The organism is Micromonospora sp. RB23 (assembly GCF_053585025.1).
On sequence record NZ_CM132111.1, the window covers coordinates 5,011,655 to 5,033,120 of the forward strand.

18 protein-coding genes and 1 pseudogene are annotated in these 21,466 nt (G+C 71.1%); 6 read left to right on the forward strand and 13 right to left on the reverse strand.

The genetic code is table 11. The features are described from left to right. Positions 1 to 105: 105 nt before the first annotated feature. Together ACTFTM_RS22705 and pnuC are read right to left on the reverse strand one after the other, a co-directional pair. Positions 106 to 1,203 (reverse strand): AAA family ATPase, encoded by a 1,098-nt coding sequence (locus tag ACTFTM_RS22705; RefSeq protein ID WP_449562494.1) that lies wholly within the window; start codon positions 1,201 to 1,203, stop codon positions 106 to 108. Then, positions 1,200 to 1,856: a nicotinamide riboside transporter PnuC gene (gene pnuC / locus ACTFTM_RS22710; protein ID WP_449562495.1), complete on the reverse strand. Its 657-nt coding sequence runs from the start codon at positions 1,854 to 1,856 to the stop codon at positions 1,200 to 1,202. Before pnuC ends, ACTFTM_RS22705 begins: the two co-directional genes overlap by 4 nt. A gap of 84 nt (positions 1,857 to 1,940) precedes the next feature. Here pnuC and ACTFTM_RS22715 point away from each other — a divergent pair, with 84 nt between their 5' ends. After that, entirely contained in the window at positions 1,941 to 2,234 is a 294-nt protein-coding gene (locus tag ACTFTM_RS22715; protein ID WP_449562496.1) for an antibiotic biosynthesis monooxygenase family protein, read from the forward strand. Between the two features lie 102 nt (positions 2,235 to 2,336). Here the strand turns inward: ACTFTM_RS22715 and ACTFTM_RS22720 are convergent, their stop codons facing one another. The 4 genes from ACTFTM_RS22720 to uvrB form a co-directional block, all read right to left on the reverse strand. Then, the gene (locus tag ACTFTM_RS22720; RefSeq protein ID WP_449562497.1) at positions 2,337 to 3,194 is read right to left on the reverse strand and encodes a helix-turn-helix domain-containing protein; all 858 of its coding nucleotides are present in this window, start codon (positions 3,192 to 3,194) and stop codon (positions 2,337 to 2,339) included. Positions 3,195 to 3,393: 199 nt separating this feature from the next. Beyond that, a complete protein-coding gene (locus ACTFTM_RS22725; protein WP_449562498.1) occupies positions 3,394 to 3,762 on the reverse strand; it encodes a VOC family protein in 369 nt (122 codons plus the stop codon). A 256-nt stretch (positions 3,763 to 4,018) separates the two neighbouring features. After that, entirely contained in the window at positions 4,019 to 4,858 is an 840-nt protein-coding gene (locus ACTFTM_RS22730) for a helix-turn-helix domain-containing protein (RefSeq protein WP_449562499.1), read from the reverse strand. 174 nt (positions 4,859 to 5,032) lie between these two features. Then, positions 5,033 to 7,141: an excinuclease ABC subunit UvrB gene (gene uvrB / locus ACTFTM_RS22735; RefSeq protein ID WP_449562500.1), complete on the reverse strand. Its 2,109-nt coding sequence runs from the start codon at positions 7,139 to 7,141 to the stop codon at positions 5,033 to 5,035. A 312-nt stretch (positions 7,142 to 7,453) separates the two neighbouring features. Between uvrB and ACTFTM_RS22740 the strand changes: the two genes are divergently transcribed. Continuing rightward, positions 7,454 to 9,151, forward strand: coding sequence for a hypothetical protein (locus ACTFTM_RS22740; protein WP_449562501.1), 1,698 nt, complete (start codon positions 7,454 to 7,456; stop codon positions 9,149 to 9,151). A gap of 7 nt (positions 9,152 to 9,158) precedes the next feature. Here the strand turns inward: ACTFTM_RS22740 and coaE are convergent, their stop codons facing one another. Both coaE and rpsA read right to left on the reverse strand, forming a co-directional pair. Beyond that, positions 9,159 to 10,343 carry a dephospho-CoA kinase gene (gene coaE / locus ACTFTM_RS22745; protein ID WP_449562502.1) on the reverse strand — a complete coding sequence of 395 codons (1,185 nt, stop codon included), beginning with the start codon at positions 10,341 to 10,343 and terminating at the stop codon, positions 9,159 to 9,161. A 205-nt stretch (positions 10,344 to 10,548) separates the two neighbouring features. After that, complete coding sequence (gene rpsA, locus ACTFTM_RS22750; protein ID WP_449562503.1) at positions 10,549 to 12,048, reverse strand: 30S ribosomal protein S1; 1,500 nt, start codon at positions 12,046 to 12,048, stop codon at positions 10,549 to 10,551. 473 nt (positions 12,049 to 12,521) lie between these two features. Between rpsA and ACTFTM_RS22755 the strand changes: the two genes are divergently transcribed. From ACTFTM_RS22755 to ACTFTM_RS22770, 4 genes and pseudogenes are all read left to right on the forward strand, one after another. Then, complete coding sequence (locus tag ACTFTM_RS22755; RefSeq protein WP_449562504.1) at positions 12,522 to 13,328, forward strand: class I SAM-dependent methyltransferase; 807 nt, start codon at positions 12,522 to 12,524, stop codon at positions 13,326 to 13,328. A 57-nt stretch (positions 13,329 to 13,385) separates the two neighbouring features. Further along, positions 13,386 to 13,988 carry a Uma2 family endonuclease gene (locus ACTFTM_RS22760; protein WP_449562505.1) on the forward strand — a complete coding sequence of 201 codons (603 nt, stop codon included), beginning with the start codon at positions 13,386 to 13,388 and terminating at the stop codon, positions 13,986 to 13,988. A 35-nt stretch (positions 13,989 to 14,023) separates the two neighbouring features. Further along, complete coding sequence (locus tag ACTFTM_RS22765; protein WP_449562506.1) at positions 14,024 to 14,242, forward strand: DUF2945 domain-containing protein; 219 nt, start codon at positions 14,024 to 14,026, stop codon at positions 14,240 to 14,242. Further along, positions 14,229 to 14,576 (forward strand): annotated as a pseudogene (locus ACTFTM_RS22770) (DUF3140 domain-containing protein); the annotation flags it as partial. The gene ACTFTM_RS22765 and the pseudogene ACTFTM_RS22770, both read left to right, overlap by 14 nt. 286 nt (positions 14,577 to 14,862) lie before the next feature. Here ACTFTM_RS22770 and polA read toward each other — a convergent pair. The 5 genes from polA to ACTFTM_RS22795 all read right to left on the reverse strand — a co-directional run bounded on the left by polA (position 14,863) and on the right by ACTFTM_RS22795 (position 21,448). Further along, complete coding sequence (gene polA / locus ACTFTM_RS22775; protein ID WP_449562507.1) at positions 14,863 to 17,562, reverse strand: DNA polymerase I; 2,700 nt, start codon at positions 17,560 to 17,562, stop codon at positions 14,863 to 14,865. Positions 17,563 to 17,697: 135 nt separating this feature from the next. Next, entirely contained in the window at positions 17,698 to 18,408 is a 711-nt protein-coding gene (locus ACTFTM_RS22780; protein ID WP_449562508.1) for an ABC transporter ATP-binding protein, read from the reverse strand. Continuing rightward, on the reverse strand, positions 18,398 to 19,267 hold the full coding sequence (locus tag ACTFTM_RS22785; protein ID WP_396799370.1) for an ABC transporter ATP-binding protein: 870 nt from the start codon (positions 19,265 to 19,267) through the stop codon (positions 18,398 to 18,400). Before ACTFTM_RS22785 ends, ACTFTM_RS22780 begins: the two co-directional genes overlap by 11 nt. A gap of 43 nt (positions 19,268 to 19,310) precedes the next feature. Further along, on the reverse strand, positions 19,311 to 20,501 hold the full coding sequence (locus tag ACTFTM_RS22790) for a branched-chain amino acid ABC transporter permease (RefSeq protein ID WP_449562509.1): 1,191 nt from the start codon (positions 20,499 to 20,501) through the stop codon (positions 19,311 to 19,313). Next, positions 20,498 to 21,448, reverse strand: coding sequence for a branched-chain amino acid ABC transporter permease (locus tag ACTFTM_RS22795; RefSeq protein WP_449562510.1), 951 nt, complete (start codon positions 21,446 to 21,448; stop codon positions 20,498 to 20,500). The genes ACTFTM_RS22790 and ACTFTM_RS22795 overlap by 4 nt, the downstream gene beginning before the upstream one ends. Positions 21,449 to 21,466: the final 18 nt, after the last annotated feature.

Genomic DNA, 21,466 nt, shown 5'->3' on the forward strand with positions numbered 1-21,466 from the left:
TTCGTCGCGGGGGAATACTCCCCTCCTCGGTGACCATTGTTGCCCACCACGCGCCGTGATCACACCTGGGGCGTGGTGTGCCCACGACACACCCTCTTGGTCGTCCTAGGAGGCTAGCGTGTCGGGTGCGGTGATCGGGTCCGCGAACGACCAGCCGGCGGCCAACAGGTCGTCGCAGACCTGCACGGCCCGCGCCAGCCGCTCGGCGTGCGGCCCGGCCAACTCCACCACCGGCACCCCGGACCGGGCCAGTTCGTCGCGGAACCGCCCGGTCATCCAGGCCCGCAGGTGCTCGCCGTCGCGCAGCCCGTCGTCGGCGAACGGCACGCCCCGGTGGTCGGTCAGCAGGTACAGAGCCGGCCGGCGGGCCGCCGCCCGCACCTGCGGGGACGCGCTGCCCAGGTAACGCTCCTCCCAGATCGCGGTGGCCCGCGCGTCGGTGTCGCAGAACAGCAACGGCCCCGACGACCGGGCCGCCGCGTCCTCGGCCGCCTGCTGCTCGCGCACCACCGCACGGAAGTCGTCGCGGTCCCAGCGGACGTCGAAGACCGTCGCTTCGGGCGAACGCTCCCGCAGCCGGTCGAGCTTGCGGGCTGTCAACTCCCGCCCGTACTCCGGCACCCAGACGGTGCCGTAGTGCGCGGCGAGCGCCTCGGCCATCGTGGTGGTGCCCGTCGACTCGGCGCCGACCACCACCACCCGTCGCACCAGAGCCGCCCGCACCGGCGGACTCAGCCACCGCCAGTGACCCGCCGGGTCCGCGCGGACCGCCGTCCCGGACACCGGCACGGTCCGCCGATCCGGATCGACCGCCACGGGTACGGCCCCGAAACGACGAGCCAGCTCCGGTCCGTACGCCTCCGAGGAGAAGACGGCGTCCACCCGCTCCGGCCCGACCGCCTCGCGGAACACCGCGCAGTGCGCGTCCCAGACCGCCGGGTCGGCGTAGTCCACCGGATGGTCGTCGTACCGGCCGACGAACCGGACCCACGGGGTGTCCGCGTGCGCGTCGCGCAGCCAGTCCAGCCGATCCGCGAGCGGAATGGACTCCCGGCGCGACGGCGCCACCACCACGGTGACCGTGGCGCAGCGGGCGGCCGCCGCCGCGATCAGGGCGTGGTGCCCGGCGTGCGGCGGGTAGAACTTGCCCACCACCATGCCGTGCCCGAACTCGGGGCGTCGCGCCGACTCCGGCCCACTCACGCGGTCACCCGGGCCGGGCCGGGCGGTGCCGCCCTCACCCCGTCGAGCCGACGCTCATCGGCCCGCCAGGCCCGCAACCCGACCACGCACAGCGCGAGGAAGACCAGGTACAGCACGGCCGTCAGGTGCAGTCCCTTGTAGGCGTACAGCGGGATGTAGATCAGGTCGGCGGCGATCCACAGCCACCAGCTCTCCACCCGCTTGCGGGTCTGCCCGTACGTCGCCAGCAGGGACAGCGCCGTCGTCAGCGCGTCCGGCAGCGGCACCGTCGAGTCGGTGGCCCGGTCCAACAGAACCCAGAGCGCGCCGGTGAGCAGCACACCCACGACCGCCAGCGCCACCCACTCCCGCCGGCCGGTGCGGCTCACGGTGAGCCGGGTCCGCCGTTCACCCCCGAACAACCAGTGCCACCAGCCGTAACACCCGAGCGCCACGTACACGACCTGGAGCCCGGCGTCGGCGTACAGCCCGGCCGTCCAGAACAGCAGCATGAGCAGCAGCACGTTCGCGATGCCGATCGGCCAGTTGGCGACGCGCTGCCGGGCCACCAGCCACACGTTCAGTACGCCGGTGGCGAACCCCAGCAGCTCCGCCCAGGTCGTGCCGACGCCCGCCACGCGGAACGCGGTGCCGGTGAGCCAGTCGATGATCATGTCGCCACACCTTAAGGCGTGTGTCGACGCCGGAACAGACCCCGCGGCACCCGTACGACCCCGAGCCGTGAAAGGCTTGCCGGCATGGTGCTTGAGGTCGCGCTGATCGACGTACTGCCCGGACACGAGGACGCGTTCGCCGCCGCGTACGCCCAGGGTCACCCGGTGCTCGCCGGGACCCCGGGCTGCCGCTCGGTGCGGATGACGCGGGGCATCGAGTCCCCCACCCGGTTCGTGCTGCTCGTGGAGTGGGACTCGGTCGAGGCGCACGAGAAGAACTTCCGGGACACCGAGCGGTTCACGCAGTGGCGCGCGCTCATCGGGCCGCACTTCGCCGGGCCGCCGGTGGTCGAGCACTTCCTCGACGTACCGGCCTGAGTGGATCTGTCGTACCCCGCGGTTATCGTGCCTCCCGCACGCGCGGGTCGCCGGTCCCGACGGACTCGGGGGCGCCGGGCCCGGTGGCCGCGCGGGCGAGTCTCACTGCCCGACGCGGCGGGCCAGCGTGGTGACCGTCTCCTCCGGTGACAGCGCCGCCGCCAGCAACGCCTCGGTCATCCGCTCGTACCTGTCGACGTCGAGCACGGTCGCCAGGCGGACGTCGGTGGTCAACGCCTCCAACATCACCGTCCGCGGGTCCGCCGGGTCCGGAAAGGCATACCAGGAGTACGGCGTGAGCGGGTGCAGCCCGTCGCCGGCCAGCCCGCGGGGCAGCAACCGCACCGTCACGTGCGCCAGACCGGTCACCGCCACCAGGTGCCGCAACTGCTCCCGCCAGACGTCGAGCGGCAGGTCCCCCGGGTCGCACACCGCCTCGGCGAGCACCGCCGTGTAGCGCGGCGGGTCGGCCCGGCGCAGCACCTCCTGCCGCAGCGCCCGGGCCCGCACCTCGGCCTCCACATCGACGTCGGGGGTGAGCAGCACGCCGGCGGCGACCCGGGAGCGGGCGTACGCCGGCGTCTGGAGCAGCCCCGGCACGACCGCCGGCTGGTACTCGACGATGTCGGCGGCACCCGCCTCCAGCTCGGCGTACACGCGCTGCCGCTCGCTCATCTCGCCGAGCGTCTTCCACCAGCCGCGGCTGGTGGCGGCGTCCCGCGCGATCACGATCAACGCGTCCCGGGCCGGCCCGGGCACCTGGTAGACGTCGAGCAGATCCAGCACGTCGGCGAGATCCGGACGGCTCTGCCCCAGCTCGATGCGGGACAGCTTCGACGTCGAGGCCCAGCCCAGCCGGTCGCAGACCTGCTCCAGGGTCAGCGCCTCGCGCCGGCGTAGCTGACGCAGCTCAGCGCCGAGGCGCGCGCGTCGAATGACAGGACTTGTTGGCAACGGCATCCCCGCCTCCCCATCGAGGGAGCGTACGCAGGACGATCACCCAGTGCAATACCGTGCTTGCGCACCGCAATCGAAGCGATCTCGCCAGGCGGGGGAATCCGATGCCGTCAAAGCCTCCCTTCCCTGCTCAAGGCTCAGGCCGGTGGGTGCGGGTCAGGCCGGGACGCGGCCGGTAGGTGCGGTCGGGCCGACACGCGGCTCAGGGCCGGTAGGTGCCGAACGACCACGAGATACCGGCGAGGTCACGGGCGGCATAGTCGCGGGACCCGTAGTCGGTGTCGAACGGCTCGCGGGTGATGTCCGCTCCCGCGGCACGCGCCCTGGCGCAGTGGGCGTCGACGTCAGGCAGGGCCACGTAGACGGACCAGTCGTCTTCGGCCGTCGGAGACGCCGGGCCGACCCGAGGACCCAGCATGATCATGCCGGTGTCGAGGACGAGCTCAGCGTGGGCGACCGTGCCGTCCGGCGCCTCGTGCACGGCGTGCACCTGGAAACCGAACGCGGAACAGAGCCACTCGATCGCCGCACGGGGATCGGGATACCGAAGGATCGGATAGACAGTTCGCATACCGACAAGTCTCCGGTCCAGAGTCGACCCCGGATTGGACGAATGTGACCCGGGTAGCCCGACCTGCGCGGGATCGCCGGCGGCCCGACCCGCAGGTTCCCGTAGACCGGGCTGTCGGCGCGGTCGGGACGCCCCCACGTCGCTGAACCCGGGTCGATCGTGGGGCGACACGTTGATCCACACCAGGTCGGCGACGTGGCGGCATCAGGGCAGCCGGACACCGCCAGATCGCCGACCGGGGCCGCCGGGTCTCACGTCAAACGGTGGAGCGTGCGGCGAGCAGCGCCGCCGGTGTGACGCCGGCGAACTGGTGGAAGTCCCGGATGAGGTGCGACTGGTCGTAGTAGCCACACCGGACCGCTAACTCGGCCCAGTCGATGGCCCGTCCCCGTCCGGACGGCGATCCGGTCGCGCCGACACCACGCAGTGCCGTCTGCGTGTGCTGAAAGCGCAGCAGACGGGCTGCCGTCTTCGGTGGCAGGCCGACGTCCTCCCGGAACCGGGCCGCCAGATGTCGCCGGCTCCACCCCAGCTCGGCGGCCAGCTCGCCGACACCGCCGCGTCCCCCGCTCGCGGCGAGCCATCGCCAGGCCCAGTCGAGGCGGGCGTCGACGGGTGGGGACGCCGCCAGACGGTCACTGAGTGCCGCGTCCAGGAGCGCGAAGCGCTGCGGCCAGCCGTCGGCGTCGGCCAGCCGGTGCCGTAGCTGCTCGAGCCAGCGGCCGGGGAGGTACCCGAGACCCACTGCCCGGTTCGTCAGCTCGGCGAGCGGCAGACCGAGAACGCGCCGGGCGGTCAGCGGCGTCAGCAGCAGCTCCACGCCCTCCCCCACGCCCACCGTGCGGGTGGTGCACCAGCCGTCGAAGGTGCCGGCCACGAACGAATCCACCCGCTCGACCCCACGCTCGGCGCTGCGCGGATCGGCGACGTCCAGCGGCGCGCCCCAGCCCAGGATCAGCACCACGAAGGCACCAGCGGTCTCCCGGCGGACCAGGGGCACGTCCGCGCGTTCCCGGTAGCCGATGTACCGGTCGACGAACGGACGCAAGCGGATCTCGGGCAGCCCGAGGACCAGCTCGTCGTCGACCGGCGTCATCGCATCCGACCGCCCTTCCCGCTCGCCGCACGAACCGCCCACCCGAAACACGCCCGCCCACGCCCGGGCACCGCAACCACACGGGGTCGCACATGGCCCGCCCGCGTCGAGCGCAGAGCGCGCCACGCCCGCCCACGCCACTCATGACCGTGTCGGTCGTGCGCGGCCCGGCCGTCACTTCACGCCGGCGGCGTCCATCCCGCGAAGCTCCTTCTTCAGGTCGGCGACCTCGTCGCGGATCCGCGCCGCCAACTCGAACTGCAGTTCGCGGGCGGCGGCCAGCATCTGGTCGTTGAGCTCCTGGATGAGCTGGGCGAGGTCGGCGCGGGCCATCCCCTCCCGCGACGTGGTGGCGGCGGTCGACCGGCTGCGGCTGCGGGTCTCCTTGACCGGCGCCTTACCCCGGGAGAGCTGGCGGACCGCGCCGCCGACCCGCGAGTTCTCGGTGTCCTCCGCCTCGCGGTAGATGTCGTCCAGGATGTCGTGGATCTTCTTGCGCAGCGGCTCCGGACTGATGCCGTGCGCCTCGTTGTGCGCGATCTGCTTGGCGCGACGCCGGTCGGTCTCGTCGATCGCCGCCGCCATCGACGGCGTGATCTTGTCGGCGTACATGTGCACCTGACCCGAGACGTTTCGGGCGGCCCGCCCGATGGTCTGGATCAGGGACCGACCACTGCGCAGGAAGCCCTCCTTGTCGGCGTCCAGGATCGCCACCAGCGACACCTCGGGCAGGTCCAGACCCTCGCGGAGCAGGTTGATGCCGACCAGCACGTCGTACTCGCCCTTGCGCAGCTCGCGGAGCAGCTCGACCCGGCGCAGCGTGTCGACCTCGGAGTGCAGGTAGCGCACCCGGACGCCGTTCTCCAGCAGATAGTCCGACAGGTCCTCGGCCATCTTCTTGGTCAGCGTCGTGACGAGCACCCGCTCGTCACGGTCGGTCCGCAGTTTGATCTCGTGCATGAGGTCGTCGATCTGACCCTTGGTCGGCTTGATCACGACCTCCGGGTCGACCAGGCCGGTGGGGCGGATGACCTGCTCGACGAACTCGCCCTGGGACTGCTCCAACTCCCACGTGCCGGGGGTCGCGGAGAGGCACACCATCTGGCCGACCCGCTCCAGGAACTCGTCGAACCGCAGCGGCCGGTTGTCGGCGGCGCTGGGCAGGCGGAACCCGTGGTCGATGAGCATCCGCTTACGCGAGGCGTCACCCTCATACATGCTGCCGATCTGCGGGATCGTCACGTGCGACTCGTCGACGACCGTGAGGAAGTCGTCCGGGAAGTAGTCGAGCAGACAGTGCGGCGGACTGCCGGGCAGCCGCCCGTCCATGTGCATCGAGTAGTTCTCGATGCCGGAGCAGAAGCCCACCTGGCGCATCATCTCGATGTCGTACGTCGTGCGCATCCGCAGCCGCTGCGCCTCCAGCAGCTTGCCCTGGCGCTCCAGCTCGGCCAGCCGCTCGGCCAGCTCCGCCTCGATGTCGCGGATGGCCCGCTCCATCCGTTCCGGGCCCGCCGCGTAGTGCGTCGCCGGGAAGATCACCAACTGGTCGACCTCGCGGACCACGTCACCGGTCAACGGGTTGAGGTAGTAGAGCTTCTCCACCTCGTCGCCGAACAGCTCGATGCGGACCGCCAGCTCCTCGTACGCCGGGATGATCTCCAACGTGTCACCACGGACCCGGAACGTGCCGCGCTGGAAGGCCATGTCGTTGCGCGTGTACTGGATGTCGACGAGCCGGCGCAGCAACTGGTCGCGGTCGAGCTCCTGACCGACCTTCACCTTCACCGCCCGGTCCAGGTACTCCTCCGGGGTGCCCAGGCCGTAGATCGCCGAGACGGTCGCGACCACGATCACGTCACGGCGGGTGAGCAGCGACATCGTCGCCGAGTGCCGGAGCCGCTCGACCTCCTCGTTGATCGAGGAGTCCTTCTCGATGTAGGTGTCGGTCTGCGGGATGTACGCCTCGGGCTGGTAGTAGTCGTAGTACGACACGAAGTATTCGACCGCGTTGTGCGGCATCAGCTCGCTGAACTCCTTGGCCAGCTGCGCGCACAGTGTCTTGTTCGGGGCGAGCACCAGGGTCGGGCGCTGGAGCCGCTCGATGAGCCACGCGGTGGTGGCGCTCTTGCCGGTGCCGGTCGCGCCGAGGAGCACGGAGGTCCGGTCGCCGCGCCGCACCCGGCGCTCAAGGTCGTCGATGGCGGTCGGCTGGTCGCCGGCCGGCTGGTATTCGCTGACGACCTGGAAGCGGCCGTCGAGCCGAGGAATGTCGAGCGCCATGACACCAACGGTACGCCGCAGGTCCGACATGTTCGGCCGTCGCGGAGGGTACGTGATCGGCTTCAATATTCCCATTGTGTGGCCCATGTCACCGGGACTACCCTCTTCATGTAGGCCGCTCGCGGCGGCCGACCGGGCCGGTGGCCGGGCCGTCATCACGGCAGGCCGCCCCCGGCACAGCGGTCGCAGCACCCGGCTCGTCCGGCGTGCGCACCCGTGTGGTCGCGCTCACGGCGCAGACCGGCCGCCGCGAGCGCCCCTGCTCCGCACCCCGGGCTCGTCACCCGACGCCCTCCCGCCCGTTTCACATCCGTGGACACCTCTGGAGCCCCGGCACCCTCCCCCGACACCACCCCCGCCGGCACCACGAACCGCAACGCCCGGGCCGACGCCACGAACGGCACCACGCACCGCAACGCCCGGGCCGACGCCACGAACGGCACCACGCACCGCGCCACCCGCGCGGGCAACCGGGATCGCGGCGCCCGGCGCGGCGTCAGGGAGCGCCCCACCCGCGGCGATGCCGGGGACCCCACTGCCCCCGTCGGGGCCACCGGCCACAGCGTCGGGCCGGCCCGGACCGGCCGCCGTCGCCGTACGGTGCTGCTCCTGCTCGCCCTGACCGCCGTGACGTCGGCGGCGGCGCTGGTGCTGGGGCTGCTGAGCTGGGCGCCCGACCCACCGGCACCGGCCCGGCCGCTGACCGTCGCCGAGGCCGAGCGGCTGGCCGCCGTGCGGGTCACCAACCTGCGGGACCTGCGGGCCGGTGTGCACGTCACCGCGGGCGAGGGTGCCGCCCGTACCGAGCTGGTGGGCTGGGTGGACTGGTCGCGCCCCCTGCTCTACCTGGACGTGGGCGGGCCGGGGGCGGGCGCCGACCGGGGTCTGGTGCAGAGCGCCGGGCCGGTCCTGGTGGTCCGACCGGACCCGACCGCCGTGCCCACCCCGGCCGCGCCTCCGCTGGTGCCGCCGCCGGACCGCTGGCGACTGCGTCACCTGACGCCCGGTACGAGCCTGGCGTCGGTCCTCGACCTACTCCTCGGCCTCGCCGCCGACCGCCCGGATCCGACCCCGACGGGCGGTGACGCGCGCTGGATCGCTCAGGAGGTGGCCGCGGCCGGGACGGTGGACGTGTTCCAGGGGTCACTGGCCGCCGCGACGTCCACGACCGCCAGCACCGCGGCAGCGCCCGGCACCCCGCCGGCCAGCTCGCCGACGGCCGGCACGGACGCGTCGGCCCGTTACTGGCTCGACCGGGACGGCCGGCTGCACAAGCTGGTGACACGTCTGCCCGGTGTCGGGCCGGTCACGGTGCTCCTCGACCGGATCGACCGTCCGACCCTGCATCCGGTGGACGCGCTCGGCGGTCGACCCGGTCTGCCCCGGGCGCTCACGGCGGCCGAGCAGCGGCGGTGGGACGCGCTGCCGGCCCGGCTGCGTGGCCAGGGCGGCGCCACGCTGACGCTGACCGCGCCGGTTGGCGTCGAGGTGAACCTGCGGGGTGCCGGCTGGCTGAGCTGGACCGCCCGCACCGCCTACGCGGCGGTCGCCGACCTGGGCGTACCCGATCGCCGGACCCTGCTGCACCGCGACGCCACCGGCCTGTCCCGGACGGACGTACCCGCCGACGCCGGTGGTGGTGGCACGGCGGATGCGCCCGGGCGGCCGCCGTTCCCGGTCCCCGCCGGCACGTGGCGGACCACCCGCTCGGCCCGCGACGACCTGGACGTGCTGGTCGACGCCGCGGTGGCCGCCGCCGACCCGGCGGCACGGCGGGACGCGCCCGCACGCGTCCGCGAGGACCTCGCCGACGGGCGGACGGTGGACGTCGTGGAGTTCCGCACGGACGCCGCGCGGCTGCGCTACTGGGTCGACCGGGACGGTTTGCTGCGCCGGGTGGAGCTGCTCACCCGCCCCGGCGCGTGGGCACAGCTTGACCTCGCTCCCGCCGTGGTGCCCCGCCTCCCGCCGCCACCGCGCACCGTCGTCGGACCGCGCGGAACACGCTGACCGGGAGTCAGGGTCGCCAGCCGGTCTGCGCGGCCCACTGCTCGGCCCGCAGGTACTCCTCGTCGAACCAGGGGTCGCGGGCCGTGCCGGAGTCACCGACGCGCGGCGCCGCGTCCACCAGATCGCGCTTGAACAGCAGGTACCCGGCCCGTCGGTCCGGGTCGGCGCGTAGGTGGTCCCGCATGAGCAGCGCGTACCGCCAGCCGGGCGAGTCCGCCGCCCGCACGTGCAACCGCACCGGACGACCCGGGTCGGCGCTGCCGTGCAACCGCTTCTCCCACCGCCCCCGGTCGGCCGGACGCGGGTCGTCCCACCAGTGCCCCGGGACCCGGGGGAACCCCGCGCTCGCCAGGCGCTCGGCCAGCGGCCCGTCGGCGTCCGCGAGGCTGGGCACGGCGAGCTGCACGTCGATGACGTCGTCGGTGGCGAGGCCGGGCACCGCGGTCGCGCCGATGTGGTCGATCCGCAGGTCAGCCGGGGCGAGCGCGTGGCGGATCCGGGCCGCGAGCCGCCCGTACTGCTCGGGCCAGCTGGCGTCGGCCTCCGCCGCGTCACCGCGCGCGGGCGGCGACGCGACCCGCCGCTGCCGCAGATTGTGCTCGTAGGGTTGCAGCCGCTCCCGCCACAGCGTGTCCACGGCGGTGTGCAGCTCCGCCAGACTCCCGTCGTTGGTCACCACCACGTCGGCGACCGCCCGCCGGCGGGCGTCGTCGGCCTGCGCGGCGATCCGCCGCTCGGCCTCCGCACGGGCCATCCCCCGGTCGCGCGTCAGTCGCTCCAGTCGGGTCGGCACGGCCGTCTGCACCACGACCACCAGGTGGTACGTCGGCGCGAGCCCCACCTCCACCAGCAGCGGTACGTCGTTGACGACGACCGCGTCCGGCGCCGCCGCCGCGACCAGCTCGGCGGTACGCGCCCGTACCCGGGGGTGGGTGATGGCCTCCAGCCGGCGGCGGGCGGCCTCGTCGGAGAACACCAGCGCGCCCAGCGCGGCGCGGTCCAGCGCGCCGTCGGGGTCCAACACCGCCGCGGAGAAGGTGGCGACGATCTCCGCCAGACCCTCGGTGCCCGGCGCGACGACCTCCCGAGCGACCGTGTCGGCGTCGACGAGCACCGCGCCCAACTCCACCAGCCGCGCCGCCACCGCGCTCTTGCCCGAGCCGATCCCGCCGGTCAATCCCACCCTCAGCACCCGGACAGTCAACCGGATCGCGGGCCACCCGCCAAACACACCGTCCCGACCGGTGCCGTCGCCCACCCGGGACGGTCCTGTGCCCCGCGCCGGGGCTGCTGGCGCGCGGCCCCGGGGCGACCCGGCCGGCGGGCACGTACGGCGAAGGCCCCGCCTCCGGCGATCCGAGGATCGCGGGAGACGGGGCCTGTCGTCGTTCAGCGGGTCACTTACCGCCGGCGAGCTTCTCCCGCAGAGCGGCGAGCGCCTCGTCGGTGGCCAGGGTGCCGGCCGGCTCCTCGGTCTGCCGGCTCGGGGCCGGGCTGGACGAGGAGGTGGTGCCGCCACCGGCAGCCGGGACGGCGGGGGCCGGGTTGGCAGCGGCCTCGGCGTCGGCGGCGCGAGAGGTCTGCACCTGCTTGGTGTGGGCCTCCCAGCGCTGACGGGCCTCGGCGTACTGGTTCTCCCAGGTCTCGCGCTGCTTGTCGTACCCCTCGAGCCACTCGCCCGTCTCCGGGTCGAAGCCCTCCGGGTAGATGTAGTTGCCCTCGGCGTCGTACGTCGCGGCCATGCCGTAGAGGGTCGGGTCGAAGTGCTCCTCGCCCTCGACGAAGCCCTCGTTGGCCTGCTTGAGCGACAGCGAGATCCGGCGGCGCTCCAGGTCGATGTCGATGACCTTGACCATGACCTCGGAGCCGACCTGGACGACCTGCTCCGGGATCTCCACGTGGCGCTCGGCCAGCTCGGAGATGTGGACCAGGCCCTCGATGCCGTCGTCCACGCGGACGAACGCACCGAACGGAACCAGCTTGGTGACCTTACCCGGCACGATCTGCTGGATCGCGTGGGTGCGGGCGAACTGCCGCCACGGGTCCTCCTGCGTCGCCTTCAGCGACAGGGAGACGCGCTCGCGGTCCAGGTCGACGTCCAGGACCTCGACCTCGACCTCCTGACCGACCTCGACGACCTCGGACGGGTGGTCGATGTGCTTCCAGGACAGCTCGGAGACGTGCACCAGACCGTCGACGCCGCCGAGGTCCACGAACGCGCCGAAGTTGACGATCGAGGACACGACGCCCTTGCGGACCTGGCCCTTCTGCAGCTTGTTGAGGAACTCGGTGCGCACCTCGGACTGCGTCTGCTCGAGCCAGGCCCGGCGGGACAGCACCACGTTGTTGCGGTTCTTGTCCAGCTCGATGATCTTGGCCTCGAGCTCGCGCCCGACGTACGGCTGCAGGTCACGCACGCGCCGCATCTCGACAAGGGACGCGGGCAGGAAGCCGCGCAGGCCGATGTCGAGGATGAGACCACCCTTGACGACCTCGATGACCGAGCCGCGGACGACCCCGTCCTCGTCCTTGATCTTCTCGATCGTGCCCCAGGCCCGCTCGTACTGCGCCCGCTTCTTGGAGAGGATCAGACGCCCCTCCTTGTCCTCCTTCTGAAGGACCAGGGCCTCGATGTGATCGCCAACCGTCACAACCTCGGCGGGGTCGACGTCGTGCTTGATCGACAACTCCCGAGAGGGGATGACACCCTCGGTCTTGTAGCCGATGTCGAGCAGGACCTCGTCCCGATCGACCTTGACGACGGTGCCTTCGACAATGTCGCCGTCGTTGAAGTACTTGATGGTCTCGTCGATCGCGGCGAGGAAAGCCTCCTCGGAACCGAGATCGTCGTGGGTGACCCGGGTGGCGCTCGAGGGGGCCTCGATGCTGCTCGTCATGTGGGCGGTTGCTCCGGTCGGTGGGTTGTCACAGCAGGCTGGTGTCGCGGTGACCTGTTCGCGCCAGCGGATCCGTCGCCGGACACACCGAACGATCGCCTAGTGAGATCATGATGTGGCTCCGACGACCGCGCACCTGCTCCCTGCCGAGACACACGATCCGCGAGCGCATCGTCTAGCCTACCGTGCGCATTACCACAGCGTGCAAGCCCTCCCGCCTCCTCGCCGCGCGATGACCTGCGAAAGCCGAACAATCGCCCGGAAACGACCCCTCGTGTCTCTTACGTCACAGCGGCCCCACGCGGGGGCGCTTCTTGATCGACTCGGCATCCTGCAAATCGGGGCCTCCCGCCGGCCTGCACACCCCGATTTCACAGAGGCCGAGTCGATCAGGCAGCCCTGCCGGGCGGAATCCCGCGGATGGTGGACGCGCCGCCGTACCCGACGGGGTGGGTGGGGCCTAGCGTGAGCGGGTGGATGACGACAGCCGGGTGACCCGGCGCCGTGTGGGTGACGCCGAGGTCAGGCGGGCCAACCGCGGCTGGTGGGACGCCGACGCCGACGACTACCAGGCCGAACACGGCGCGTTCCTCGGCGACGTGGACTTCGTGTGGTGCCCGGAGGGGCTGCGCGAGGCGGACGCCCACCTGCTCGGCGACGTGTCGGGACGGCGGGTGCTCGAGGTGGGTTGCGGCGCGGCGGCGGCCGCCCGTTGGCTCGCCACCCAGGGCGCGCGGCCGGTCGCCTTCGACCTGTCCGCCGGCATGTTGCGGCACGCCGCCAAGGCCGCCGACGCCACCGGGGTACGCGTCCCGCTCGTGCAGGCCGACGCGCTCGCCCTGCCGTTCGCCGACCGGTCGTTCGACGTGGCCTGCACGGCGTTCGGGGCGGTCCCGTTCGTGGACGACTCGGCGGCCCTGCTCGCCGAGGTCCACCGGGTGCTGCGTCCGGGCGGCCGGTGGGTGTTCTCGGTGACCCACCCGATGCGCTGGATCTTCCTGGACGACCCCGGCGAGGGCGGACTGAAGGCCGTGCACTCGTACTTCGACCGGTCCCCCTACGTCGAGCAGGACGAGACCGGCGTGGCCACCTACGTGGAGCAGCACCGGACCCTCGGTGACCGGATCCGGGAACTGGTCGGCGCGGGGTTCCGGCTGCTGGACCTCGTGGAGCCGGAGTGGCCCCCGGGGCACGAGGGGATCTGGGGCCAGTGGAGCCCGCTGCGCGGACGGCTCTTTCCCGGCACCGCCATCTTCGTCACCGAGCGGCCCGCCGACTGAGCGTGCCGCACCCGTTGTCCGACCTGCAACCCATCGATCGCCGGTAGGCTCGACCTCATGAGCGCCGAGCCCATCCCGACATCACCTGGCCCCTGGTGTCCGGATCCGATGCGGCAGCAGCGTGCCGACTACACGCTGGAGGACCTGCTCACCCTGCCGGACGACGCCCCCCGCGTCGAACTCGTCGACGGAGTTATCCAGGTGACACCCTCCCCCACCCTGGGCCATCAAGACATCTGCGGCCTGCTGTGGCTGTGGCTGCGCTCGCACGCCCCGGCGGATTTTCGTGCCGCCCAAGCAGTCGGAGTCGCCCTCAGCCGCAACACCAGCCGGCAACCGGACGTGCTGCTCTGTCGCGCCGAGGTGCCGTCCCACCGGTCCACGTTGCGGCCGGCGGACGTCGTGCTCGCTGTGGAGATCGTCTCGCCCGGCACGCGGCGGACCGACCGGTTCGCCAAGCCCGGTGAGTACGCCGCGGCCGGAATTCCCTTCTACTGGCGGATCGAGCAGGACCCGGTGCACGTGTACGCGTACCGGATCGGCGACCACGTCGGACCGGGCGGTGAGCGACAGTACGAGCTGGTCGCCGACGGCGCCGATGTGATCGAGCTGACCGAGCCGTTCGACATGAAGCTGCCGATCGCCGAGATCACACCGTAGTCGTTTCACCCCGGCGGGGTCGGGTAGCCGGGGGCATGGCCGAACAGAGATTCCACCAGGGCGACCGTGTCTCCTGGTCGGCACACGGCAGCCGCGCGTACGGCGTGGTGCGGGGCACGATCACCGACCGGACGCGGATTCGCGGGCGCGCGGTGAACGCGTCCCCGGACGACCCGCAGTACCGGGTCCGCAGTGACGGCACGGGCCGCGACGTGGCCCACCGCCCGGAGGCGTTGCGTCATGAGCAAGGCTGACGACCAAGGCCGGGACACCTATCGGGAGTTCACCGAGGCGGTGAACATGAAGCCCGGTGAGCTGTCGACGTGGCTGGAGACCGACGAGTCGAAGCAGGTCGGCTGGCACAAGGGCGGCCGTACCGGTGGTGGCGAGTCCGTCGGCCACGAGTCCGGCCGAAAGATCATCAACCTGCTCCGCCGCAAGCGCGCCGACCTGTCCGAGGCGGACTACAAGCACATGCGCAAGGTGGTGGGCTACGTCCGCCGGCACATGGCGCAACGCCCGTCCGGCGACGTCCGCGACACGAAGTGGCGCTGGTCCCTCATGAACTGGGGTCACGACCCCATGAAGTAACGGACCGAACCCCTGCGCGGACTCCCGCCCCAAGGCCCCACGTGCGGACCGCGCAAGATCCACGCACGACTCAAGATCCGCGCAACTTCGGTGCAGTTGCGGCCTCCGAAGCCCGGGACCCAGCAGGTACCCCGAAGTTGCGCGGATCAACGCTGGACAGGAAGCGACGCGACCACGGCGACCAGGTCAGGGGTTCCGGGGCAGCCCGACCCGCGCAGGGATCAAGCCTGACCGCCCGGAGCGGGTCGGGCTGCCCCGGAACACCCACACCGCAACCAAAAGATCAGTGATCCGCGCTGTTCCAGTCGCGGCCTTCGCCCACCGACACCTCCAGCGGCACGGACAGCGGGTACGCCCCGCCCATCTCGCGCCGTACCAGCGCCTCCAGCGCGTCCCGCTCGCCGGGCGCGACTTCGAAGACCAGTTCGTCGTGCACCTGCAACAGCATCCGGGAGCGCAGGCCGGCGTCGGCGAGCGCGGTGTCGACGTGCAGCATCGCCACCTTGATGATGTCGGCGGCTGATCCCTGGATGGGGGCGTTGAGCGCCATCCGCTCGGCGATGTCGCGGCGCTGCCGGTTGTCGCTCACCAGGTCGGGCAGGTAGCGGCGGCGACCCAGGATGGTCGAGGTGTAGCCGTCCTGACGGGCCTTGGCGACCACCTGGTGCAGGTAGTCACGGACCCCGCCGAAGCCCGCGAAGTAGTTCTCCATCAGTCCGCGCGCCTCTTCGGTGCTGATGGTGAGCTGCTGGGACAGGCCGAACGCGCTGAGCCCGTACGCCAGGCCGTAGTTCATCGCCTTGATCTTGCGTCGCTGGTCCGGGGTGACCTCGTCGACCGGCACGCCGAAGACCGACGAGGCGGTGGCGGCGTGGAAGTCGGCCCCGGAGTTGAACGCGTCGATCAGCGCGTCGTCCGACGAGAGGTGCGCCATGATCCGCATTTCGATCTGGCTGTAGTCGGCGGTGAGCAGGCACTCGTACCCCTCACCCACCACGAAAGCCCGGCGGATGCGCCGGCCCTCCTCGGTGCGGATCGGGATGTTCTGCAGGTTGGGCTCGGTGGACGAGAGCCGGCCGGTTGCCGCGACCGTCTGGTTGAAGGTGGTGTGGATCCGAGCGTCGTCGGACACGGACTTGAGCAGGCCGTCCACCGTCGACTTGAGCTTCGCGACGTCACGGTGGCGCAGCAGGTGGGCCAGCACCGGGTGGGGCTGCTGCGCGTAGAGCCACTGCAGGGCGTCGGCGTCGGTGGTGTAACCGGTCTTGATCTTCTTGGTCTTCGGCAGGCCCAGCTCGGTGAAGAGGATCTCCTGCAACTGCTTGGGCGAGCCGAGGTTGAACTCCCGGCCCACCGCCTCGTACGCACCCTGGGCGGCGGCCTTCACCTCGGCGGCGAAGTGCGCCTCCAACTCGGAGAGGTAGTCGGTGTCGGCGGCGATGCCGGTGCGTTCCATCCCGGCGAGCACCCGCATCAGCGGCAGCTCCACCCCGGCCATGAGCCGCGCGGACTGCTCGCCGTCGCGGGACAGCTCGGCGTCGATGGAGTCGGCGAGGTCGAGGGTGGCGCGGGCCTGGAGCATGAGGTTCTGCTCGGCCATCCCCTCGTCGCCGAGCCCGTCGAGGGTGAGCTGGCCGGTCTCGGGCGCGTCCACCCGCAGCTCGCGGTGCAGGTAGCGCAGGGCCAGGTCGGTCAGGTCGTAGGACCGCTGGTCGGGGCGCGCCAGGTAGGCGGCGATCTGGGTGTCGCGGACGATGCCGGCCAGCTCCCAGCCGTGCGCGGCGCAGGCCAGCACCGCGGGCTTGCTGTCGTGCAGCACCTTGGGCCGCTGCGCGTCGGACAGCCAGGAGGCGAGGGCGCTCTCGTCCGAGGCGTCGAGCCCGCTGGGGTCGACCCAGGCGGCCGCGCCGCCGGCGCTGGCCAGCGCGAGCCCGGTGATGGAGGCGGTGTGCCGGCGGTTGGGGCCGGTGTCGAGCTTGACGGCGAGCCCGACCGGGGTGCCGCTCGGGGCGTGGGCGTCCAGCCAGGCGGTGAGCGCGCCCGGCTCGGTGAGCACCTCGCCGGTCAGGTCGAAGCCGGACTCGGCCTCCGGCTCGACGGCCTCCAGGTACTGGTAGAGGCGGTCGCGCAGGATGCGGAACTCCAGCGTGTCGAAGACCTGGTGCACGGCCTCGCGGTCCCAGCCGGCCCAACGGGCGTCCTCCGGGCGCAGCGGCAGCTCCAGGTCGGAGACCAGGCAGTTGATCTCGTAGTTGCGGATCACGTCGGCGAGCCGCTCCCGCAGGCTGTCGCCGGCCTTGCCCTTGATCTCGTCGGCGCGGGCGATGACGCCCTCCACCCCGCCGTACGTGGTGATCCACTTGGCGGCGGTCTTCGGCCCGACGCCCGGAACGCCGGGCAGGTTGTCGCTGGTCTCGCCGACCAGGGCGGCGAGGTCCCGGTACCGCTCGGGGCCGACGCCGTACTTCGCCTCGATCGCCGCCGGGTCCATCCGGGCCAGGTCGGAGACACCCTTGCGCGGGTAGAGCACGGTGACCTGGTCGCCGACGAGCTGGAACGCGTCCCGGTCGCCGGTGCTGATCAGCACCGTCATGCCCTGGTCGCGGGCCTGGCAGGCGAGCGTCGCGATGACGTCGTCGGCCTCGTAGCCCTCCATCTCGACGACCGGGATCTGCAACGCCGCCAGGACCTCCTTGACGAGGCTGACTTGGCCCTTGAAGTCGGTCGGGGTCTCGCTGCGGCCGGCCTTGTACTCCGCGTACTTCTCGGTGCGGAAGGACCGGCGGGAGACGTCGAACGCCACGATGATGTGGGTGGGCTGCTCGTCGCGCAGCACGTTGATCAGCATCGAGGTGAAGCCGTAGACCGCGTTGGTCGGCTGACCCGTCGTGGTGGAGAAGTTCTCCACCGGCAGGGCGAAGAACGCCCGGTATGCCAGGGAATGTCCGTCGACGAGGAGCAGGCGCGGCGTCGTAGCTGTCACGGCAGCGACTCTAGTCCGTCGCACCGACATCCCCGGGTGGCGGCACCGCACCGGCGGGGGAAAACGCGCCACCGGCCCGAACGCCGGCGGCCGGCCACCCCACGCGGGGACGACCGGCCACCGGATCGCCGTGGCTCAGGCCACGCCGAGGTACGCCTCCTTGACCGCCGGATCGTGCAGGAGTTCCTGGCCGGTGCCCTCCTTGACGATCCGGCCGGTCTCCAACACGTACCCCCGGTGGGCCCGGGAGAGAGCCTGCTGGGCGTTCTGCTCGACCAGCAGGATCGTGGTGCCCTGCTCGTTGATCCGGGTGATGATCTCGAAGATCTGCTGGATCAGCTTCGGCGCCAGCCCCATCGACGGCTCGTCCAGCAGCAGCAGCTTCGGACGGGTCATCAGCGCCCGGCCCACCGCCAGCATCTGCTGCTCACCGCCGGAGAGCGTGCCGCCGGCCTGCTTGCGGCGCTCGTGCAGCCGCGGGAACAGGTCGAACACCATCGCCAGGTCCTTGGCGATGTCGGCCTTGTCCCTGCGGGTGTAGGCGCCCATCTCCAGGTTCTCCAGCACGGTCATGCCGGGGAAGACACCGCGCCCCTCGGGCGACTGCCCGATGCCCCGGATCACCCGCAGGTCGGCGCGTAGCCGGCTGACGTCGGTGCCGTCGAACTTGATGCTGCCGCCGGAGATGGCGTGCAGCCCGGAGATCGCCTTCATCGTCGTGGTCTTGCCGGCGCCGTTCGCGCCGATCAGCGCCACGATCTCGCCCTGGTCGACGTGCAGGCTGATGCCGTGCAGCGCCTCGATGCGGCCGTAGAGCAGCTTCAGGTTGTCGATCTCAAGCAGCATCCTCGACACCTCCCAGGTACGCCGCGATCACCTTCGGGTCGTCGCGCACCTCGGCCGGCGACCCCTCGGCGATCTTCTGCCCGAACTCCAGCACCACCAGCCGGTCCACCACGCCCATGACCAGTCGCATGTCGTGCTCGATCAGCAGAACGGTGACACCCGAGTCGCGGATCTTGCGGATGAGCTGAAGCAGGGCCACCTTCTCCGCCGGGTTGAACCCGGCGGCCGGCTCGTCGAGGCAGAGCAGCGTGGGATCGGTCGCCAGCGCCCGGGCGATCTCCAGTCGACGCTGGTCACCGTACGACAGGTTGCGGGCCAGGTCGCCGGAGCGACCCTGGATGCCCACGAAGTCCAGCAGCTCGTGTGCCTTGGCCTTGCCCTGCCGCTCCTCCCGCCAGTGCCGCGGCAACCGCAGCAGGGCGCTCGGGACGCTGGTTTTGTGGTTGGCGTCCGCGCCGACCTGCACGTTCTCCAGCGCCGTCATCTCCGGGAAGAGCCGGATGTTCTGGAAGGTACGCGCGATCCCGAGCTTGGTGATCTGGAAGCGCTTACGGCCACTGACCTTCTCGCCCCGGAACCGGATCTGGCCGGTCGTCGGGGTGTAGACGCCCGTCATCGCGTTGAAGCAGGTCGTCTTGCCCGCGCCGTTCGGCCCGATCAGCCCGAGGATCTCGCCCTCGTACAGGGTGAAGTTGACGTCGTTGAGGGCAACCACGCCGCCGAACCGCAGCGTGACGTGGTCGACCTCCAGCAGCGGCTTGCGGCCGTCGACCGGCGTGGCCGGCTCGCTGACGGCCTCGTCCGGCGTCGACGACGTCTCCGCCGGGCTGCCCACCGTCGTCCGCGCGTCGATCGCCATGTCGCGCTCGCTGGTGACGTCGCGCTCGCTACCCATCCGTGGCTCACTCAACGACAGCCACCTCCTTCTGCCGGTCCTTGAGCTCGGCGGCACGCCGCCGGTTCGGCCACAGACCCTGCGGTCGGAAGATCATCACGATGATCAGCAGGATCCCGAAGATGAAGTACCGCAACGACGTCGGGCTGACGTCGAAGTCGTTGCCGAAGACGGTGGCCGTCTCCGGCAGACCGAAGACGTCACCCACCGACCGTAGCCACTCCGGAATGTAGATGACCAGGAAGCCGCCGAGGATCGCGCCGCCGATGCTGCCGGCGCCACCGAGCAGCACCGCCGCCAACACCAGAATCGAATTCTCCAGGGAGAACGTGGACGAGTTGACGAAGTTGGCCTGGCCGGCCCACAACGTGCCGGACAGTCCGCCGACCGCCGCGCCGATCGCGAACGCCCACAGCTTGAACCGGAACGTCGGCACACCCATCAGCTCCGCGGCGTCCTCGTCCTCACGGATCGCCACCCAGGCGCGACCCACCCGGCTGTTGGCCAGATTCCGGATCAGGAAGACCGCACCGATGATTACGGTGAGCAGCAGCCAGTAGTACGGCTTGAACTCGAACTGGAAGATCGCCGTCCCGTCCGGGTACTTGCCCGGCGGGTGCCCCACCTGGGGAATGCCCCGGTCGCCGTTCAGGATCCAGTCCTGGTTCTTGGCGACGATCCGGATCATCTCCGCGAAACCGAGGGTCACGATCGCCAGGTAGTCACCTCGCAGCCGCAGCGTCGGAGCGCCGAGCAGCACACCGGACAACAGCGCCAGCGCGATCGCGATCGGCACCGTGACCAACCACGGCCACGGGCTCTCCAACCAGTTGTACTCGGTGATGAGCTTGCTCTCCGGCGACGTCAACAACGCCACCGTGTACGCGCCAACGGCGAAGAAGCCGAAGAACCCCAGGTCCAACAGGCCCGCGTAGCCCACCACGACGTTGAGACCGAGCGACAGCAACACGATCCACGCGCAGTAGAACAGCACCGCCGCCATGTCGTTGCGCGTGGTGTACAGGGGAATCCACAGACCCGGGATGTTCAGGTATTCGTAGAACCACTTGTTCGGCAGGACGTACAGGAAGGCGATGAAGGCCAGCAACCCGGTGATCCGGGCGGACTTCGGCAGCCCGTCGACCCGCCGACCGATGGCACTCGACGCGGAGTGCCAGCGCTCTCGCAGAGCGGTCATGCCCGCGCCCTCCCCAACGACTCGCCCAGCAGACCGGTCGGCCGGAACATCAGCAGGACGATCAGCACCACGAACGCGATGAGATCCCGCCACTGCGAGCCGAAGAGCGCCGACCCGTAGTTCTCGACCAGACCCAGCAGGATGCCGCCGATCGCCGCGCCCCGCAGGTTGCCGATACCGCCCAGCACCGCGGCGGAGAACGCCTTGAGCCCGAGCAGGAAGCCGATGTTGTAGCGGGTGTTTCCGCTCTTCATGTCACTGAAAACGGCAGCGACGCCGGCCATCAGACCACCCAGCACGAAGACCAACGCGATCACACGGCTCTTGTTGACACCCATCAGCGCGGCCGTGTTGGCGTCCTGCGCCACGGCGCGGATGCCCTTGCCGAACCGCGTCTTGTTAACGAACCAGTCCAGCCCGACCATCATGATGATGGCCACGCTCAGCGTCAGCATCTGCACCGGCGTGACGCTCCAACCACCGATCTTGAAGAGCGTGTCGGCGGGCAGGAGGGCCGGGGCGCCGATCTGACGCCGCTGGGTCAGCGTTCCCATCAGCTCCATCAGCGCGTACGAAGCGCCGATGGCGGTGATCAGGAAGGCCAGCGGCGGCGCGTTACGCCGTCGCAGCGGCCGATATGCGGTAACCTCGATGAGCAGAGCGACACTGCCGGACAGCAGCGCCGCGACAACGATCGCCAGAGCGATCAGCATCAACGAACGACCGACCGACGGTGCGCCGCTGTTGCTGTCGAGTCCGAAAGCCGCCCAGGTCCAGATGGCACCGAACGTGCCGATCATGAAGACCTCGGAGTGCGCGAAGTTGATCAGGCGAAGTACGCCGTAAACGAGGGTGTAGCCGAGGGCGATGAGCGCGTAGATCGCACCCTGCACCAACCCGGTTGTGGTCAGTTCCGGGAAGCCCCGGACGAGTTCTGCAAAGTCCACCGATGCTCCGAAGGGTGT